This window comes from Kibdelosporangium banguiense, from assembly GCF_017876405.1.
GTDB lineage: Bacteria > Actinomycetota > Actinomycetes > Mycobacteriales > Pseudonocardiaceae > Kibdelosporangium > Kibdelosporangium banguiense.
The window spans coordinates 8,586,800-8,604,467 of sequence record NZ_JAGINW010000001.1 but is presented as its reverse complement, the minus strand read 5'-3'; the positions used below and the strand labels follow the sequence as shown (position 1 = coordinate 8,604,467).

General features: G+C 67.2%; 20 protein-coding genes. 9 read left to right on the top strand and 11 right to left on the bottom strand.

Features of this window, described 5'->3' with window-relative positions; all coding sequences use genetic code 11:
* Window positions 1–92: 92 nt before the first annotated feature.
* Window positions 93–1,037: a helix-turn-helix transcriptional regulator gene (locus JOF56_RS39020; RefSeq protein ID WP_209644432.1), complete on the top strand. Its 945-nt coding sequence runs from the start codon at window positions 93–95 to the stop codon at window positions 1,035–1,037.
* Here JOF56_RS39020 and JOF56_RS39015 read toward each other — a convergent pair.
* Window positions 1,025–1,801: a class I SAM-dependent methyltransferase gene (locus tag JOF56_RS39015; RefSeq protein ID WP_209644431.1), complete on the bottom strand. Its 777-nt coding sequence runs from the start codon at window positions 1,799–1,801 to the stop codon at window positions 1,025–1,027. The two genes, JOF56_RS39020 and JOF56_RS39015, sit on opposite strands and share 13 nt — an antisense overlap.
* A 61-nt stretch (window positions 1,802–1,862) precedes the next feature.
* Window positions 1,863–2,390 carry a DUF4232 domain-containing protein gene (locus JOF56_RS39010; RefSeq protein ID WP_209644430.1) on the bottom strand — a complete coding sequence of 176 codons (528 nt, stop codon included), beginning with the start codon at window positions 2,388–2,390 and terminating at the stop codon, window positions 1,863–1,865.
* Window positions 2,391–2,538: 148 nt separating this feature from the next.
* Between JOF56_RS39010 and JOF56_RS39005 the strand changes: the two genes are divergently transcribed.
* The 3 genes from JOF56_RS39005 to JOF56_RS38995 are packed head-to-tail and all read left to right on the top strand — an operon-like array spanning window position 2,539 to window position 5,218.
* Entirely contained in the window at window positions 2,539–3,834 is a 1,296-nt protein-coding gene (locus tag JOF56_RS39005; RefSeq protein WP_209644429.1) for a M14 family zinc carboxypeptidase, read from the top strand.
* Between the two features lie 33 nt (window positions 3,835–3,867).
* Window positions 3,868–4,854, top strand: coding sequence for a zinc-binding dehydrogenase (locus JOF56_RS39000; RefSeq protein ID WP_209644428.1), 987 nt, complete (start codon window positions 3,868–3,870; stop codon window positions 4,852–4,854).
* A 16-nt stretch (window positions 4,855–4,870) separates the two neighbouring features.
* On the top strand, window positions 4,871–5,218 hold the full coding sequence (locus tag JOF56_RS38995) for an STAS domain-containing protein (RefSeq protein ID WP_209644427.1): 348 nt from the start codon (window positions 4,871–4,873) through the stop codon (window positions 5,216–5,218).
* Window positions 5,219–5,297: 79 nt separating this feature from the next.
* On the opposite strand, the gene JOF56_RS38990 is transcribed toward JOF56_RS38995, so the two are convergent.
* Entirely contained in the window at window positions 5,298–5,570 is a 273-nt protein-coding gene (locus JOF56_RS38990; RefSeq protein ID WP_209644426.1) for a hypothetical protein, read from the bottom strand.
* A 163-nt stretch (window positions 5,571–5,733) separates the two neighbouring features.
* Window positions 5,734–5,883 (bottom strand): hypothetical protein, encoded by a 150-nt coding sequence (locus tag JOF56_RS38985; RefSeq protein ID WP_209644425.1) that lies wholly within the window; start codon window positions 5,881–5,883, stop codon window positions 5,734–5,736.
* Window positions 5,884–5,908: 25 nt separating this feature from the next.
* Here JOF56_RS38985 and JOF56_RS38980 point away from each other — a divergent pair, with 25 nt between their 5' ends.
* Window positions 5,909–6,466, top strand: coding sequence for a CGNR zinc finger domain-containing protein (locus JOF56_RS38980; protein WP_209644424.1), 558 nt, complete (start codon window positions 5,909–5,911; stop codon window positions 6,464–6,466).
* On the opposite strand, the gene JOF56_RS38975 is transcribed toward JOF56_RS38980, so the two are convergent.
* From JOF56_RS38975 to JOF56_RS38950, 6 genes are all read right to left on the bottom strand, one after another.
* Window positions 6,443–7,687 carry an SPFH domain-containing protein gene (locus JOF56_RS38975; RefSeq protein ID WP_209644423.1) on the bottom strand — a complete coding sequence of 415 codons (1,245 nt, stop codon included), beginning with the start codon at window positions 7,685–7,687 and terminating at the stop codon, window positions 6,443–6,445. The genes JOF56_RS38980 and JOF56_RS38975 overlap by 24 nt on opposite strands.
* Window positions 7,688–7,778: 91 nt before the next feature.
* Window positions 7,779–8,213 carry an NfeD family protein gene (locus tag JOF56_RS38970; protein ID WP_209644422.1) on the bottom strand — a complete coding sequence of 145 codons (435 nt, stop codon included), beginning with the start codon at window positions 8,211–8,213 and terminating at the stop codon, window positions 7,779–7,781.
* A 42-nt stretch (window positions 8,214–8,255) separates the two neighbouring features.
* Complete coding sequence (locus JOF56_RS38965; RefSeq protein WP_209644421.1) at window positions 8,256–9,059, bottom strand: DUF3097 domain-containing protein; 804 nt, start codon at window positions 9,057–9,059, stop codon at window positions 8,256–8,258.
* Window positions 9,060–9,098: 39 nt separating this feature from the next.
* Entirely contained in the window at window positions 9,099–11,294 is a 2,196-nt protein-coding gene (locus JOF56_RS38960) for a DUF6351 family protein (protein WP_209644420.1), read from the bottom strand.
* A gap of 112 nt (window positions 11,295–11,406) precedes the next feature.
* On the bottom strand, window positions 11,407–12,204 hold the full coding sequence (locus JOF56_RS38955) for an SCO1664 family protein (RefSeq protein ID WP_209644419.1): 798 nt from the start codon (window positions 12,202–12,204) through the stop codon (window positions 11,407–11,409).
* Window positions 12,205–12,771 (bottom strand): DUF3090 domain-containing protein, encoded by a 567-nt coding sequence (locus tag JOF56_RS38950; protein WP_209644418.1) that lies wholly within the window; start codon window positions 12,769–12,771, stop codon window positions 12,205–12,207.
* Between the two features lie 112 nt (window positions 12,772–12,883).
* Here JOF56_RS38950 and JOF56_RS38945 point away from each other — a divergent pair, with 112 nt between their 5' ends.
* A complete protein-coding gene (locus JOF56_RS38945) occupies window positions 12,884–14,794 on the top strand; it encodes a prolyl oligopeptidase family serine peptidase (protein ID WP_209644417.1) in 1,911 nt (636 codons plus the stop codon).
* On the top strand, window positions 14,791–15,699 hold the full coding sequence (locus JOF56_RS38940; protein WP_209644416.1) for a S66 peptidase family protein: 909 nt from the start codon (window positions 14,791–14,793) through the stop codon (window positions 15,697–15,699). The genes JOF56_RS38945 and JOF56_RS38940 overlap by 4 nt, the downstream gene beginning before the upstream one ends.
* On the opposite strand, the gene JOF56_RS38935 is transcribed toward JOF56_RS38940, so the two are convergent.
* Window positions 15,684–16,070: a DUF3224 domain-containing protein gene (locus tag JOF56_RS38935; protein ID WP_209644415.1), complete on the bottom strand. Its 387-nt coding sequence runs from the start codon at window positions 16,068–16,070 to the stop codon at window positions 15,684–15,686. The two genes, JOF56_RS38940 and JOF56_RS38935, sit on opposite strands and share 16 nt — an antisense overlap.
* A 186-nt stretch (window positions 16,071–16,256) precedes the next feature.
* On the opposite strand from JOF56_RS38935, the gene JOF56_RS38930 reads away from it, so the two are divergent.
* Window positions 16,257–16,607 (top strand): hypothetical protein, encoded by a 351-nt coding sequence (locus JOF56_RS38930; protein ID WP_209644414.1) that lies wholly within the window; start codon window positions 16,257–16,259, stop codon window positions 16,605–16,607.
* A gap of 2 nt (window positions 16,608–16,609) precedes the next feature.
* The gene (locus JOF56_RS38925; protein WP_209644413.1) at window positions 16,610–17,662 is read left to right on the top strand and encodes a hypothetical protein; all 1,053 of its coding nucleotides are present in this window, start codon (window positions 16,610–16,612) and stop codon (window positions 17,660–17,662) included.
* Window positions 17,663–17,668: the final 6 nt, after the last annotated feature.

The following is a 17,668-nucleotide window of genomic DNA, read 5'->3' as shown; positions in this document are numbered from 1 at the left end:
TGTGGCGGCCTTGGTTTCTCAGTCGCTGTCAACAGGAAGGTTTTCCGGCAAAGTGCTCATCAACTGCACACTTTGTTTGTCAGACTCCCCCTATGCGTGCTGATCGGCTTGTTGCCGCGTTGCTTCTGATGCAGTCCCGGGGCCGGGTCACCGCTGCCGAACTGGCCGACGAGCTGGAGATCTCGGTGGCCACGGCCCGGCGGGATCTTGAGGCGTTGTCGGCCGCCGGGATTCCGGTTTATCCGCAGCCTGGCCGTGGCGGCGGGTGGGAGTTGCTGGGTGGTGCGCGTACTGACCTCAGTGGACTGACCGCTACCGAGGCGCAGGCGCTCTTCCTGCTGGTCGGTCCGGCTGCTTCCGTTGCGCCAGAAGCGAAAGCGGCGCTTCGCAAGCTTGTGCGGGCGCTTCCCGGCACCTTCCGGGCTGACGCCGAAGCCGCGGCGAGTGCTGTGGTGATCGACTCCAGCAGGTGGGGTGAGCCTGACCGGGGGCGCAACAGTCTCGTCGATACGCTCCAGACTGCGGTTGTCCGCCGGTTGAAGGTGCGGTTCACCTACACCAATCGGGCACGTCAGCAGGCCGAGCGGCTGGTCGCTCCCCTGGGCCTGGTGGACAAGGACGATATTTGGTACCTGATCGCCGGTACCGAGAACGGTCAGCGGACATTCCGGGTTGATCGCATGGTGGATCCGCAGGTGACCGATCTGCCCGCGGAGCGGCCGGACGACTTCGATTTGTCGGCGGCGTGGAGTCAGGTGGTCGACGAGGTTGAGCAGCGTCGTGGTCTTGTTTCGGCGATCGTGCTGGCGCAGGAGCGGCATGTGCGGATCTTGCAGGGTCAGTTCGGACGGCATTGTGAGGTGCTCGGTGATGCGGATGACGGCCGGGTCCGGGTCAGGCTGGCCGCTCCCGCGCCGATCATGATCGCTCAGGTGCTGGCCGGGTGGGGTGCGCTGGTGGATGTCGAGGAGTCTGATCCGGTGCGGGCGGAGCTGGCCCGGCTCGGGTCGGAACTTGTTGCGCGCTATGGGACTTGACCCGTCAGGACGGTTACGCGGACATGCTCGATGAACGGTCCGTCGTGTTCGAGCGCGCGTTGGATCTGCCCGGCCAGGACCGGTCGTTGTTCCGGGGTGGGCAGTTTGCTGGGAGGCAGGGCCGAGTACATGCCGCCGACGATCTCGTCGATGGTCAGTTCGTCTTCGTATTCGACGGTGTCGGTGTCCACGGTGAATCCGTTGGCGCGCAGGCTCTCGGCGTAGCGTTGCTGGGCTTCGGCGTCGGAGCCGCAAGTGAGTGTCGTTTTGTGGCCGAGCCAGTGTTCGACGCTGGCGCGTAGCGATTTCGACCATGGGTTGTCGTGCAGCCAGAGTGGGGTTCCGTTGGTCACGACCGCTACCCCACCGCCGGGTCGTATCAGGGGGAACAGTGCGTGCAAGAGTGTGTCGTGGTCCATCCAGTGCAGGGCTTGCCCGATGGTGACCGCGCCGATGGACCTCTCCCCCAGCACTGCGGTGAGTTTTGGGATATCGGTATCCGCTCCGAGCATCCAGGTGATGTTCGTGCCGCCTTCCTGGCGGGCGCGGGCGAGCATGTCGGGTTCGGGGTCCATGCCGATGACGGCGCGGACTGTCTCGGCGAGTGGCCGGGTGAGCAGGCCGGTGCCGCAGCCCAGGTCGAGTGCGATGTCGTTGTGGGTCAACGAGAATTTGCCGGTGATCGTGGTGATGGCCTCGGCTGGATAGCCGCGGCGGTATTTCTGGTAGAAGTCGACGACGTCGCCGTTGAATCCAAGGCTCATGGTTTCAGCCTGCCCGGGGTACTCCCCCGGCGGCAGGCTGTTGCGCTCTGGGCGATTCCGCTTATGGCGTGATCCAGGCGCTGACGCCGAGTTTGCCGGTGTTGCCCAGGTCAAGGCCGCCGTCGGGCTGGAGGGTCTGCCAGGGTTGTCCGTCCGCGGGGGCGATGTTGAGGTACGTGCCTTTGGTCGCGTTGACGGTTGAGTCGGTGACTGTGTTGCGCCAGAGCAGGCTGGCGGTTGCCTTCTGGCCGGGTTCGAGGGTGACGGGGCGTGGTGGTGTGTCGAAGCCGCTGGTGATGCCGGCGGCGCCGGGGACGATCTCGATCTGCAGGAGGCCGCGGTCGGAGTCGAGGACCTGGAGTGCGGGGTATCCGTTGAGCGGGTGCGGTCTGGTGTCCTTGTTGGTCATGGTGACGGTCATCGCGCGCAGGCCGGATGCGGCTTCGACTTCTCCGGCGGTGATCATCAGGCCGGACTGTTGCTGTGGGGTGGTTGTGGGGGTAGGTGGCCGGATCGGGTCCGGTGCCGGGGCGGGCGCCGGCGTGCAGGCGGTCAGCAGGAGCACGGTGAGGATGATCAGTGGTCGCACATGATCATCCTTTCAGGTGATACGTTCCGTTTACATGTGAACACCCTTCGTAGGTTCTAATCACATGCGTGCCACCTCATACTCGCGTTCGGCGCGGCGGTCGCCCTGTTCCCTGCCCCTGGCTGCCGGCCTCTGTGGAGGTGTGTCCATGAAGCTGCGGATCGGTGTGCTCGCGGCGGCTTTGGTGTTGCCGTTCGCGGTCGCGAGTACCACGTCGGTTGCCCAGGCTCGGCCTGATTCGACGCCGTACTACTGGCAGGTGCCGGGTGGTGACGAGCATGTGCTGTCGGAGGCCGGTTTCGATGTCGAGCACGGTGCTGGTGGCCCGGTTCAGGTGGTGGGTGATCAGGGTGTGGCCAACCGGTTGATGGGTCTGGGTTATCGGCCGGTGAAGTACGACACCGTCTACAAGCAAGTGGTGGCGTCGCGGGCCGAGGTTGCTGCGGATACGTATTACGGCGGCTATCACACGGTGACGGCTCATGAGAACCATCTGACTTCTGTCGCGGCGGCGTATCCGGCGTTGACGCAGGTGTTCGATATCGGTGACAGCTGGCGTAAGACTCGTGGCCAGGGTGGGCACGATATCTGGGCGATCTGTATCACCAAGAAGAAGGCCGGGGACTGTGCGCTGAACCCCAACTCCGCCAAGCCCCGGTTCGCATTGATCGCGCAGATCCATGCGCGTGAGCTGGCCACGGGCGAGCTGGCGTGGAAGTGGATCGACCATGTCACGAAGGGCTATGGCACGGACGCCGAGGTCACGTCCATTCTGGACACCACGGAGTTGTGGGTGGTGCCGATCGTCAACCCGGACGGTGTGGACATCGCGGCCTCTGGCGGCAACCAGCCGTTGATGCAGCGCAAGAACGCCAACAACACGGGTGCGAGTTGTTCGACGCCGAGTTATGGGATCGACTTGAACCGGAACTCGAGCTTCAAGTGGGGTGGGGCGGGCACGAGCCGGTGTGGTGAGACGTATCAGGGCACGGGTGCGGCGTCGGAGCCGGAGACCAAGGCGCTGGAGACGTGGTTCAAGCAGTTGTTCCCGGATCAGCGGGGTCCTGGTGACAACGATGTGGCGCCGGTGACGACCAAGGGCGTGATGATCACGGCGCACAGCTACGGCAACTTGATCATGCCGCCGTGGGGCTGGACGTGGAACGCGAACCCGAACGCGGCGGGGCTGGCCGCGCTGGGCAACAAGATGAAGGCGTTCAACGGTTACACCGTGGTGGCCGAGGGTGACACGACGGGGACGACCGACGATTTCACGTATGGCAACCTGGGTATCGCGAGTTACACGTTCGAGCTGGGTTCGGGCAGTGGCTCGTGTGGCGGGTTCTTCCCGCAGTACTCGTGTATGGACAGTTTGTTCTGGCCTAAGAACAAGGGTGCGTTGTTGACGGCGGCGAAAGCGGCGAAGGCGCCGTACGCGAGTTGACCTCAGGCATGGTTGAGGTTGCAGGCTGGGCGCATGACAAGTCATGCGATTCGGCAGTACGAGTTCGGTTCGGCTGAGGTTCTGAAGTTCGAGGAGACACCTGCCCCGGTCCCTGGGCCGGGGCAGGTCCGGATCGCTGTGGCCGCGTCCGGTGTGCATTTGCTGGACACGAAGATCCGGGCGGGCGAGGCGGGCGGGCCGTTCCCGGTGCCTGCTCTGCCGATGACGCCCGGGCGTGAGGTCGCGGGTGTGGTGGACGTGCTGGGTGCGGATGTGGATCAGGCGTGGCTCGGCAGGCGGGTGGTGGCGCATCTGGGCGCGGCCAGTGGCGGGTATGCCGAGCGGGCGGTGGCGAATGTCTCGTCGTTGCACGAGATTCCTGAGGGTGCTGGGTTCGAGGCCGCGGTGGCGATGATCGGGACCGGGCGGACGACGTTGGCGGTGCTTGAGGTCGCCGCGTTGCGGGCGGATGACGTGGTGCTGGTTTCGGCGGCGGCCGGTGGTATGGGTGCGTTGCTGGTGCAGGCCGCGCGCAATGTGGGCGCGTTTGTGGTGGCGTTGGCGGGTGGTCCGGAGAAGGTCGAGGCCGTGCGTGGGCTGGGTGCGGACGTGGTGGTGGATTATCGGGTGGATGGCTGGTCTGAGCAGGTGCGGCAGGGGTTGGGTGATCGTGAGCTGACGGTGTACTTCGACAGTGTCGGGGGCAAGCCGGGGCGTGAGGCGTTCGATCTGCTGGGCGTCGGTGGCCGGGTGGTGATGTTCGGGTATTCGTCGGGTGAGTCGTTGGCGCTGTCGGCCGAGGACCTGTGGGCGCGGAGCCTGACCGCGACGGTGGCGATCGGCCCGCGCGTGCTCAGGCAGCCGGGCGGGTTGCGGCGGCTGGAGACCGAGTCACTGGCGGCGTTGGCAAAGGGCCAGCTAGTGCCGTTGACGCAGGCTTTCCCGCTGGCGGAGGCAGCGCGGGCGCATAACGCGTTGGAGACACGTGGGACAGTCGGCAAGGTGGTCCTGGTGTCCTGATGCAATGATGTCGCGCATGTCATCCGCTGAGTTTCAGCCGTTGTCGATCGAGGTCGAGCAGGGCCCTGCTGGTCCGGTGCTGTCGGCCAAGGGTGAGATCGACACCGTCACGGCCCCCGACTTGCAGCTCACCGTCGAGCGGACAATGCCCGCGGCCGGCGCAGTGCTGGCCGTGGATCTGTCCGGGGTGACATTCCTGAGTTCCGCGGGCCTGTCAGTACTGGTCCAGGCCCATCAGAAGGCCGAGCAGGTGGGCTGTGAGGTGCGGATCGTGACCAACTCGAGCACAGCCCGCGTATTCCAGCTGACCGGCCTGGACTCGACTTTGAAGCTGTTCGGCTCGCTGGCTGAGGCGCACGCCTGACACCGCGGTTCAGCGCGAGGTCTCCGGAGCATGCGGGCCCGCAGCAATGATCTTGCTACGGGCCCGCATGTTTACTGGCTCAGTACCAGCGGTACAGGAACCACTTCAGCCTGCCGTCGCTGCCCCTCTTGTACTCGCACTTGTAGGTGCCGCCGAGAGCGTTGCCCTCAGCGGCGCACGCCCCGAGGGTCCAGTAGGCGCGGTAGAAGTGCCAGCTGGCCAGGATCTGGGCGGTCGTCTCGCTGGCGGAGACCTTCGATGAAGGTGCTGCCTCGGCCGCGTGGGCCGTCATCCCCATGCCCCCAACGGCGAGCGCGCCCCCCAGGACGGCTGTAACCAGTGCGCGTCGCATGCGCATAATGTGTTCCCTTCCTTGACTCGGTTTGGCATCGACCGGAATCCGGAACCAGTAAGGAAGGTAGAAGCGGGCCGGAGCGGTGTCGTCCTGCACGGGTTTGATTGCCGCCGAAACCCTCACGGTATGTCCGTGGTTCGCTGCAACTTTCACGGTACGGCTATCTGGTGGCGACGGTGCTGCCGTTGAGTTGGACGAGCCATGTGCCGCAGACGCATCGGCGGTAGTCGACGATTCCTTCTGAGGTGCGGTGGGCCGAGGTGGGCAGGTCGTCGGTGGGCCAGCCGCAGCTGGGGCATGTTGTCGTCACGCCGCCAGCCTGCTGTAATGCTCTAATGCATTTCAACCCTTACGGCGGGCCGGCGGCTGAGCTGGCCGCGGCCTTGGTCAATGTGGACGGTGCGGTGGCGCGGGGTGGGGCGGCCGCGCCGGTGGTCGGTGAGATTTTTCAGGCGCACAACCGGACGACGCGCTCGGTCACCGAGCCGGAGGCGGTGCGGATTCTCGAGTGGGCCGCCGATCGCCTGTCCCCTGTGTTCGGGGAGGCTGATGTGGATCGGCTGGTGGGGCTTGTCAATGGGCTGCTGCGGGATTCGGCGAGTCGTCCGTACATCTCGCAGCATGATGGCCGGGCGCCGCATATCCACTACGCCCGCGAGGATGATGACCCGGTCATGCGGACGATGGCTTTCACCGCTGCGGGTGTGGCGCACGTGTTGTGTCTGGATCCTGCGCGGCTGGGGCGTTGTGACAACGACGGGTGCGAGACGGTCTATGTGGACACGTCTCGCAATGGCCGTCGTCGGTTCTGTTCAACGCGGTGCGCGACCCGGGTGCATGTGGCTGATCACCGGAGCCGGGCACCGAAGTCAGGGGTTATTGGGGTCGTCTGACAGTTCGGGTGAGTCGGCGAGGGGGACGCCGGGGCCGGGAGGCGCGGACGGGTCGTCGCCGAGGGACAGGGGCTGGCGGGCGCCGGGGCTGACTGGGCCTGGGCGTACCGACAGCGGGCTGGGGACTTCTTTGCGGGCCACGGCTTCCGCGGCGCGGACGGCTTCGGCGACGTGGGGGTCCGGTGCTGTGTCGAACCAGGCTTTGATCTCGTCGTCGTCTTCTTCCGGCTTGGACGCGGGGACGTCCTCTTTGGGCGGTTCGTAGCGGAACACGCCGTCGTCGCCGGGTGCGCCGAGCATCTTGGCGAAGCCTTCGAGGGCTTTGCCGTAGTCGCTGGGCACGAGCCAGACTTTGTTCGCGTCGCCCTGGGCCATCTGCGGCAGGGTCTGCAGGTACTGGTAGGCCAGCACTTCCGGCGTGGGTTTGCCCGCCTTGATCGCGGTGAAGACCTTCTCGATGGCTTTGGCCTGGCCCTGGGCCTGCAGGTAGCGGGCGGCCCGCTCGCCCTGGGCGCGCAGGATGCGGGACTGGCGCTCGGCCTCGGCGGCGAGGATCGCGGCCTGTTTGGCGCCTTCGGCCGAGAGGATCTGGGACTGTTTCTGGCCTTCGGCGGTCTTGATGGCGGCTTCCCGCTGGCCTTCGGCGGTCAGGATCATCGCGCGCTTCTCGCGGTCGGCGCGCATCTGCTTTTCCATCGAGTCCTGGATGGACGGCGGTGGGTCGATCGCCTTGAGTTCCACGCGGGCCACGCGGATGCCCCACCGGCCGGTGGCCTCGTCCAGGACGCCGCGCAGCTGCCCGTTGATCTCGTCGCGGGAGGTGAGTGTCTCCTCGAGGCTCATTCCGCCGACGAGGTTGCGCAGGGTCGTGGTGGCCAGCTGTTCGACGCCGACGATGTAGTTGGAGATCTCGTACACCGCGGCGCGGGAGTCGGTGACCTGGAAGTAGACGACGGTGTCGATGGACACGGTCAGGTTGTCCTGGGTGATCACCGGCTGGGGTGGGAAGGACACGACTTGCTCGCGCAGGTCGATGCGGGCGCGTACCCGGTCGACGAACGGGGCGAGGAAGTTCAGGCCGGGCTCGGCGACCTTCGTGAACCTGCCGAGCCGTTCGATCACCGCCGCCTGTGCCTGGGGAATGACCAGGATGGACTTGACCACAATGGTCAGCACCAGGATGACGATGACCGCGACGACGATGATCGCGACGGGTTCCAAGTCAGTTACCTCCACCTTCAGCGCGGGGTACAGCTCATCAGTTGTACTCGCTGCCGTGCGGCCGTGCCCGCTTCGCGGGTGTGTGTCTCGGTCACGGTTCGGGAGCGACGATCGCGGTGGCCCCGGAGATCTCCATGACGATCACGGGGGTGCCCGTTTCGGCGAGGCGGTCGTCGGGGCTGTGGGCGCGGGCGGACCAGATCTCCCCGCCGATCTTGACCCGCCCTTGGTGTTCGTCGACCGGTGCCACGACTGTCGCCTTGGCGCCGATGAGGGCCTGGGTGTTGGTCTTGTGGCCGGTTGTGGCCAGCAGGCGTCGTTTGAGCAACGGGCGCAGGCCGCCGACCAGGGCGATGGACGCCACGGCGAACACGATGGTGCTGACCACCAGGTCATCGGTCACGCCCGCGGCCGCGGCGCCGCCGAACGCGCCCAGGCCGATCATGAGCAGCCAGAGGTCGCCGGACAGCACTTCGGCGGAGATCAGGATCAGTCCCGCGATCAACCACAGCAACCAGGCCGCCATGGCGCTCATCCTCGCAGAGATCAGGGCCGGGCCGCTGCCGAATCACCCGAAGTGACCCACGAAGTCGATCAGGCGTTCGACGGAACCGATCAGTGGGGTCTCCAGATCGCGGAAGCCCTGCACGGCGGCGAGCACCCGGCGCCATCCGTCGGCTGGTTCGCCCCAGCCGAGCTGTGCGCAGATGCCTTCTTTCCAGGATGTGCCGCGGGGCACGGTGGGCCACTGCGCGATGCCCAGCGAGGACGGTTTGACCGCCTGCCAGATGTCGACGTACGGGTGGCCGGTGACCATGACGTTCGGGTCGGTGACGGCCGCGACGATGCGGGACTCCTTGCTGCCGGCGACGAGGTGGTCCACCAGGACGCCGAGCCTGCGCTGCGGGCCGGGCCGGAATTCGGCGACCCGCTGGGCCAGTTCGTCGATGCCGTCCAGGGGTTCGACGACGATGCCTTCCACGCGCAGGTCGTGTCCCCAGACGCGTTCGACCAGCTCGGCGTCGTGGATGCCTTCCACCCAGATCCGGCTGGCCTGCGCGGTGCGGGCCTTGAGGCCTTCGACCTTCACCGATCCGGACGCGGACATCTTCGGTTCGGGCGGTGCGGCCTTCGGGCGTACGAGGGTCACGGGTTTGCCGTCGACCAGGAACCCCGCGGGTATCAGCGGGAACAGCCGGTGCCGGCCGTTGCGGTCCTCCAGTACGACGTTGCCCTGGTCGAACCGCACGACCGCGCCGCAGAACCCGCTGGCCGGGTCCTCGACGACCAGGCCTGGTTCGGCGGCGAGTTCGGGGATCTGGCGTTTCGGCTTGCCGGCAAGGATGTCGCGGCCATAGTTCTGGGAGCGCACGCCCGGCACGCTATCGGCTCCGGTGGTGAGTTCCTGGGATTAACGCGGCCTGCCGGCGTCGGGCCGGGTGTAGTCGCAGACTCCGGTCGGGAAGATCTGCTTGAGACGGTCCACCTCGGCGCTTGTGGGGCGCCACGATCCGTACAGGCCGCGTGCGAGCGCCCATTGCACGGGTTGCAGCGCGCACTTGTAGTGCTGCTCGTCGAACGGTCCGCCCGCGACTGTGCGGGATGTGCCGTGGATCGGGAACTGGGCGGTGCACGGTCCGGTTTTGCCGGACAGGATGCCGTTCCAGGCGTCCGCGCCCTTGTAGATGAGAGATCCGTTGGTGGCGAAGCAGCTGTCGACGGCCTCCTGTGGCTTCGAGCCGGCCACACCGAGCCAGGGGCGGGCGCGCAGGTTGCCCAGCCACTGGTCCATCACGGCCAGCGCCATCGGGGTCTGGTCGAACGCGCGTGCCGGGCGGGCGTCGGTGAACCACACGATCTGGTTGGCGGCGTTGCCCTTGCGGTCGAGGATGCGCTGGCGGGCGGCGAAGGACTGGCGGGCGTTGTGCATGTCCAGCTCGCCGTCGAGGTAGTGGCGCCAGTCGATGGCCGGGATGTCGATCTTGCCGTCGAACACCAGCCCTTCCCGGTACGCCGCCTGCATCGCCTCGACGCTGCCTGCGGTTCTGGGTGCCACGCCGTCGGCGCCGGGCATGGTCGCGTTGCGTGCGCTCCACACATCGATGTCGGCCGGGCACGCGGTGGGAATGAACGGGCAGCCTTCCTGCACGTTCTCGTGCGGAGGTTTCCACGCGCCCACGGTCGCGTTCAGGTCGAGGAACTCGGCGGGCGTGATCTGCTTGTCCACCAACGCTTTGAGCCCGTACTGGACGCCGACGTTGTCCCAGGTGGAACGGGCGAACCCGGTGGCCGGGTCGCGGCCGTAGACGTTGACGGCGTCATTCCAGTGGGTCCACTCGACCTGGGCCTGTTGCTGCGGGGTGATGCCGGGCGCGGTGCCGAACTTCGGGTTGAGCACCAGCGGGGACAGGCCGCGCCAGCCGTTGATGCATTCCGACGATCCGGGCGTCTTCAGCCACGGTGTGAGCGCTTGATACGGGTTGGCCACGGTGTCCGAGGCGGCCAGGCCTTCCAGCAAGGTGCGGTTGGTCCAGGTCGCCCACTTGGAGGCGGGATCGGCGCGGACCTTCAGGTCCATCCAGCGTTCGAGCAGTTCACAGTCGCCGACGTGGATGGCCTGGGTGACCATGTCGGGGTAGGAGTACTGCGGGATGGCGCCGTCGAGCAGCCCCGGATGGTTCTGGGCGTAGACGTATTGCTGGATCCCGCCGCCGGACCCACCGAGCCCGACGGTGTACTGCGGGTTGCCGTACTCGGTGACGAACCGCGACTTGACCATCATGGCGGTCTCGCCACCGAGGACGAGGTTGTAGTGCGTGTTGGTCTTCGTGCCGGTCGACCACGCGATGGCGTAGCCCTGCCCGAGGCCGTAGGTGTAGCGGGACTCGTTGCGGTTGTTGGAGCCCTGGTAGTGGCCGATGGCGACGCCGCCGCCGAAGTAGTAGATGAGTTTGCGGTTCCAGGCGGAAGTGCCCGTGCCGGCGGGGTCGAGCACGGCGATCGTGTAGATGAAGCGGTTGATCGTGCCGCGTTCCCAGCGGATGACGAAGTCCACGCCGGTGGGTGTTCGTGTCATGTCGGCGGGCCGCGGAGCGTTGCGGTCGTAGGGTTTCCAGTCGCCGTTGGTGGCGAGGTAGTAGTGGCCGACCTGGGTGGCCAGCGAGCAGTTGCTGTCCAGGAACGGCGGCGCCAGGTCGAACCCGGCCAGGTGAGCGGGCGTGGAACAGAAGAAGTCGGGTTGCTGCGGGCCGGAGAACATCGGGCCAGTGATCGGGTGGTTGACCAGTTTCAGCTCGGCTCTCCCCCGGGCTGTCCTCGCCTCGACGCGGCTCGTGCCCAGCGGCAGGTCCCTCACGACGCCTTCCAGCGCATGACCGTTCGGTGTGAACGCCGCGCTGACGTCGGTCCCGTTGACGGCGATCTTCGCTGTCGTGTTCCTGGGGGTGACCACACGCAGACGGGCGGCGCCTCCGCTGACGTACTGCGCCGGCCCGGACAGCACCTCCAGCCTGGGCTCGCCGTACCGCTCCTCCACCGCACTGGCAGTGCCGCCGAACAAACCGGCAGCCGCCACCGCGACAATGAAGGTGACTCCGCGACGACCCATCGCGTCCTCCCAGACCTCGCCTGCCCCATTGCAAGACCGACCACAATAGCCGGTTTTTCTTGCCATGTAAGGAAAACAGCGTTTCATCCGGCTATTAGGCGCGGCCTGGACGTCAGAAAGCCGGCCAGGGAATGGGGCGGCCGTCCGGGTTGGGCTCCGGGTACACCGGGTTCTGCAGCAAGGCGTCGGTGCGGTGGCGCAGAGCGCGGACCTCATGGCGGGTGAGGTGCTCGCTGAGCTGCTCCCCCAACGAGTCGTCCAGGGCCGAACGCACCCGGGCAAGCCCGACGATCGCCTCCTCCGGCAAAGGCTCACCGAGGAAGCCCCACAGCACGGTACGGAGCTTGTTCTCGGTGTGCAGGCAGATGCCGTGGTCGACGCCGTAGACGTTGCCGTCGGTGCCGTGCAGGACGTGGCCGCCTTTGCGGTCGGCGTTGTTGATGACTATGTCCAGGGCCGCGAGGAGTTTTACGCTGGGGTGGTCGGCGTGGGTCAGGACTGCCGGGTCGCCGAAGCGGTCGTGGGCGCGCAGGACCATGCGCCAGCCGTCGGGGACTTCGTCGGGCGGCAGGACGTCGACCAGGTCGTCGCCTTCCTTGGTGTCTATCCAGAGCTGGACCATGCCGGGGCCGAAGGGGCCCGGGCGCAGCACCGTGGGCGGGACCAGGCCGAGGCCTGAGGCGTCGGAGACCAGGTAGGCGGCTACTTCGCGGCCGGCGAGGGTTCCGTCGGGGAAGTCCCACAGCGCGCGTTCGCCGTTGATCGGCTTGTACACACAGTGCGCCGAGACGCCGTTGTGGTTGATGGCGCAGTAGAGCGTGGCGTTCGAGGCGTCGACCAGACGGCCTTCCACGTCGATCTTGCCCCGGGTGATCAGCTCGAGGGCTGCCGGGCCGCCGGTGGCCTGCACTCAGCCTTCTTCGCTTCGGCGGTAGCCGTTCTGGCGTGGACAGACGTGGCCGTCGGCGTCGAGCGGCTCGCCGCACAGCGGGCACGGTTTGCGGCCGGCGCGCACCACTCGGTCTGCTCTGTCGGCGAAGGCCTTGGCGTGCGCGGGGGTCAGGAACACGCGCACCGCGTCGGGGCCTTCTTCGGTGTCGTCCAGAACGACCGCTTCGTCCACTTCGGCCTCGCTGACCGCGAGCAGTTCGATCACCACCGCGCGGGAGTCGGCGTCCCAGCCCAGCCCCATCGTGCCGACCTTGAACTCCTCCTCCAGCGGCACCTGCAACGGTTCGGAGTCCAGCAGGTCGTCCGGGGTGTCGCCGGGGACCTCGGCGCCGAAGCGGCGGCCGACTTCGTCAAGCAGTGATCCGATCCGCTCGGCGAGCACCGCGACCTGCTGTTTCTCCAGTGCGACGCTGATCGTGCGGGCATCCTGGGAGGCCTGCAGGAAAAAAGTGCGATCACCTGGTTGCCCGACTGTCCCGGCGATGAACCGGTCGGGCTGACGGAAGACATGTATGACACGAGCCATGGCACCCTCGACCCTAGGGCACGCGCCGGTGCGCCAGCAGCCCGGCCACCGAACTTGACACCAGACTCACAGCCGGTGACCCAGAGGTGAACCGACCAGTACTGTCGCCGCTGTGGTGGAGATCGCTTCTTACGGAACCTGGAAGTCACCAGTGACCGCCGCCGAGACGGCCGCGGCCGGCGGTGGCCCGGAATGGGTGGATCTGTACGGCGACGACCTGTGGTGGGCCGAACGCCGGCCCCACGAGAACGGGCGCGTCGCACTGGTCCGCAAATCCCCCGGCCAGCCCCCTGCCGACGTGCTGGGTCCGCAGTGGAACGCCCGCAACCGCCTGCACGAGTACGGAGGGCGGCCGTGGACGGTCCTGCACGACCGGGTCGTGTTCACCAACTGGGCCGACCAGCGCGTCTACCAGGCGAGCCTCGACGGCGGCGAACCCGAGCCGATCACACCCGAGCACGAGCAACCCCACGGATACCGGTTCGGCGACCTGATCGCGGGCCCTGACGGCCAGGTGTGGTGCGTACGGGAGACCGTGACCGGCGACGCGCCCACCGACATCCGCCGTGAGCTCGTCGCCCTGGCCGACGGCCAGGTCCGGATCCTGGGCGCCAGCCACCACTTCATGTCCGCGCCCAAGATCAGCCCCGACGGGCGGCACGCGGCGTGGATCGGCTGGAACCACCCGGCGATGCCGTGGGACGGCAATGAACTGTGTGTCGCGCCGATCAGCCCCGACGGCACGTTCGGGCCGCACAAGGTCGTGGCCGGCGGTCACAGGGAGGCCGTCTGCCAGGTCGAATGGGAGGACGCGCAGAACCTGCTGGTGCTGTCGGACCCGGAGGGCTGGTGGAACCTCTTCCGGATCGGCATCACCGGGTCGGTCAAGAACCTCGCGCCCTGCCAGGAGGAGATCGGCGGCGCGATGTGGCGGATGGGCTGGCGCTGGTTCACGCCCCTGGGCTCGGGCCGGTACGCGGTGCTGCGGTCCACCGCCCTGGCCATTGTGGACGAACGCAGCGGCACCGTCACCGACGTCGACACCGAGCTCACCGCGTGGAAACCGGACCTGGTCGCGGCCGACGGCGTCGTGTACTCCGCGGCGGGCAGCCCGGTGCTGGAACTGGCTGTGGTCGGCCTGGACCTCTCCCGGGGCGAGGTCACCGCGTACACGCCGCAGAACCCGCCGGTCGACCCCGACTACCTGCCGCAGCCACGCGAAGAATGGTTCGGCGAGATCCCGGCATACGTGTACGCGCCGCACAGCCCGGACTACACCGGCCCCAGCGACGAGAAACCCCCGTACATCGTCCACGTGCACGGCGGCCCGACCGGGAAGTTCACGCCGCTGCTGAACCTGGAGATCGCGTACTTCACCAGCCGCGGCATCGGCGTGGTCGCGGTCAACTACGGCGGCTCCACCGGATACGGCCGCCAGTTCCGGGAGGCGCTCAACGAGCAGTGGGGCGTGGTCGACGTCAACGACTGCGCGACCGTCGCACGCGCGCTGTCCGAGCAGGGCACCGCGGACGGCGACCGGCTGGTGATCAGCGGTGGCAGCGCGGGCGGCTGGACCGCGGCCGCGTCGATGACCAGCACCCGCGTCTACCGGTGCGCCACGATCCAGTACCCGATCCTGGACCTGGCCGGGTGGACGTCCAGCGGCGGCGAGACCCACGACTTCGAGTCGCGTTACGTCGAAGGCCTCGTCGGCACCCTGCCCGAGCACCTGGACCGCTACGCCGAGCGCTCGCCGATCAACCACGTCGACAAGCTCGCCGGGCCGGTGCTGCTGCTGCAGGGCCTGGAAGACCAGATCTGCCCGCCCGAGCAGGCCGACCGGTTCGTGGCCACCCTGCGAGGCAGCGGCATCCCGCACGCATACCTGACCTTCGAGGGCGAGCAGCACGGATTCCGCAAAGCCGACACAGTGGTCGCCGTGCTGCACGCCCAGTTGTCGTTCTACGGTCAGGTTTTCGGGTTCACGCCACCCGGCGTGCCGGCGTTGGAGCTGCGGTCATGAACACTCGTCCGGCCCGGCTGCGCCCGGGTTCCCGCGTGGCGATCGTCGCGCCGTCCGGGCCCGTCCCGCCGGCGTTGCTGCGTGACGGCGTCGCGCACCTGGAGTCGTGGGGGCTGCGCGTCGAGATCGGCAAACACGTCTTCGACAAGCACCCGACGCTGCCGTACCTGGCCGGCCTGGACGCCGACCGCGCGGCCGATTTGCAGGCCGCGTGGTGTGATCCCGAGGTCGAGGCCGTGTTCTGCGCGCGTGGCGGGTACGGCACGCTGCGGATGGTCGACCTGCTGGACTGGAACGCGATGAAAGCCGCGGGCCCCAAGCTGTTCGTGGGCTCCAGCGACATCACCGTGCTGCACGCGGCGTTCGCCGAACACCTGGGCGTGGCGACGTTGTTCGCGCCGATGACCGCCACCCTCGCGTTCGTCTCCGACGCCGCGGCCCGGGATCACCTGCGGCGCACGTTGTTCGAACCGGAGTCCGTGCAGGTGCTCACCGGTCCCGCCAGCGCGACGATGGTGCACGGCCAGGCGCGGGGTGTCCTGGTGGGCGGCACCGCGAGCCTGCTCGGCGGGCCGCCGCCGGAGAACGCGATCCTGGTGCTGGAGGACATCACCGAGGACACCTACCGGCTGGACCGGATCTTCACGGCGTTGCTGCGCGACGGCTGGTTCACCGGCGTGAACGGTGTCGCTCTCGGGTCGTGGACCGACTGCGGCGACGCGGCCGTGGTCGAGGCCGTGCTGGCCGACCTGATCGGCTCGCTGGGGATGCCGACGATCTGGGAGCTGGGTTTCGGGCACTGCAAGGCACAGCTGACCGTGCCGCTGGGCGTCGAGGCGGAACTGGACGCCGACAACGGCACGCTCACGGTGCTGGAACCCGCGTTGGGTCAGCCCAGCTCGTAGTCCAGGGTCAGCTCGCCGTGCTGGACGCGGCAGGTGCCCTTGATCGCGGTGAGCTCACCAGTGCCGGAACCGGGCACGATGAACCCGTACTGCTCGGTTCCGTCCGGTCCTCCGCACGCGCCGTGCTGGAGCACGAACGTGCCCACGCGGCCGTTGAGCGTGCCCACCACGCGCTCCTGCGCCATGTACCCGGCGCCGTCGGTGGGCTGGTCACCGGTCTGGCAGGCGAGCATCTGCGCGGTGCTGATCGCTTGCAGGTCCCCGGTGTAGCTCTTGGCGATGGTGGCCTTGCCCAGCGGCGGGCCGTCGTCGTGCTCGTCGTAGGTGGCCTGGTCCCAGCCGGTGATCTCGAACTTCGCGATGAGCTTCATGTCCTGATCGTCCCAACGGAGCCTGACAGCCGCTGTCAGGCTTGATCGAGTAATCATTCGCCTACGGTCAGCGACAGGTTCTGACACTATGTGCTGTGCGCGCATGCGCGTACGAGGAGGGGACAACAGCACATGGTCACACCGGACAGCGGGCCGCAGCCCGACTACGCAGTCGATCCGAGCGGTATGGAGCAGGCGATCAGGTGGTTTCTCGAACCTGTGCTCAACCAGCTTGAAAAGATCAATGGCAACTATTCCGCGGCGCATGGCGAGATCAAGGCGGCACACGACAACCAGACGCCAGGCTGGTTCGGCGGGGTGGGGAACAACGAGATCCCCATGATCAGCAGTTCGTTTCTCAACGCCGCGGAGTGGCAAGTGCGGCAGCTGACAGCCGACCATGCCGAACAGTTGCGTTCACTCCAGGACTACCGGGCCATGCTCAAAGGCCATATCGCAGCCATTCGCGACACAGAACAGCAAATCGCCACGAGATTCCGGGCGATCGACGCCGAGCTGGAAGGGCAGGGCCACTGACGATGCCGTTGCCTCCCGGCCGCAGCCCGCTGCCCGTCGCGGGCATCAACGCGCAGACTGATCCGGAACTGGCTGAGGCCGCCGCCGAGCTCAACGCCTGGATCGACTACCTGACACGCCCCGAGTCCCACGACGGTCCGCGCATCTACCGCGAACGCGGACCGGCCGGCCAGCCGCCGATCGACTCCGAAGTGCCCCGGCGCTTGCCGCACCTGGACGAACAGACCGGACAGTACGAGGTCGTCCCCATCCTGGACGGTTTCCAGGCGGATCCCGGGCAGTTCTTCCGGCCCGCGCAGGCCGTCAGCGGTATCAGCGAGTCACTGCTCGGCTCGACCTTCATGAAGCTCACCGAAGGCTGTCTCACCTGGACGAACGCCGAGCGCCAGCTTGACGACAGCCGCGGCCGGGAAATCGGGCTGGAGAACGCGCCACGCTATCCGGAGGTACATCCAGCGCGGGCGGACTGGATGCAGATGCGCAAGGACTTCCACGGCGCGCTCGACAACGCTGCACACGAGTACGAGGGCGACTTCATCACCTACCAGGTGCACACCGAGAACGGCTTCTACGCCGTAGCCGAGCACATCGCGAAGTACCAGGCCATCTTCGCCCAGGCGGGCAAAGACATCACCAGCCTGATGAAGGCACTGACCGAGACGTTCGCCAAACACAACTGGTACGGCGGCACCGGATTCACCATCGACGTCAAGTCGGTCATCATCACCGGCCTGGTCGCTGCGGTGACCACCGTCATTTCGGGCGGTATCACCGTGGCGAAGGCGTTGGCCAGTGTCGTCACCGAACTGACCGGTGAGGCAGGCAAGACAGCGCAGTCGAAACCCATCCAGGACCATTACCGGCTCCGCGAACCTGCCAAGCAGTACCTGGACGCGGTCACCAAGATCGAACGCGACACCGCCGAGGCGGTCAAACAGCTCTACGAGAGCCTGCGCGTGCAGATCGACCGGATCCGCGAGATGCGGCAATACGAGGCCAAACCACGGACAGGCACGAAGACTCAGCTCGCACCGCACTACCGCGACTACCTCTGAAAGGGA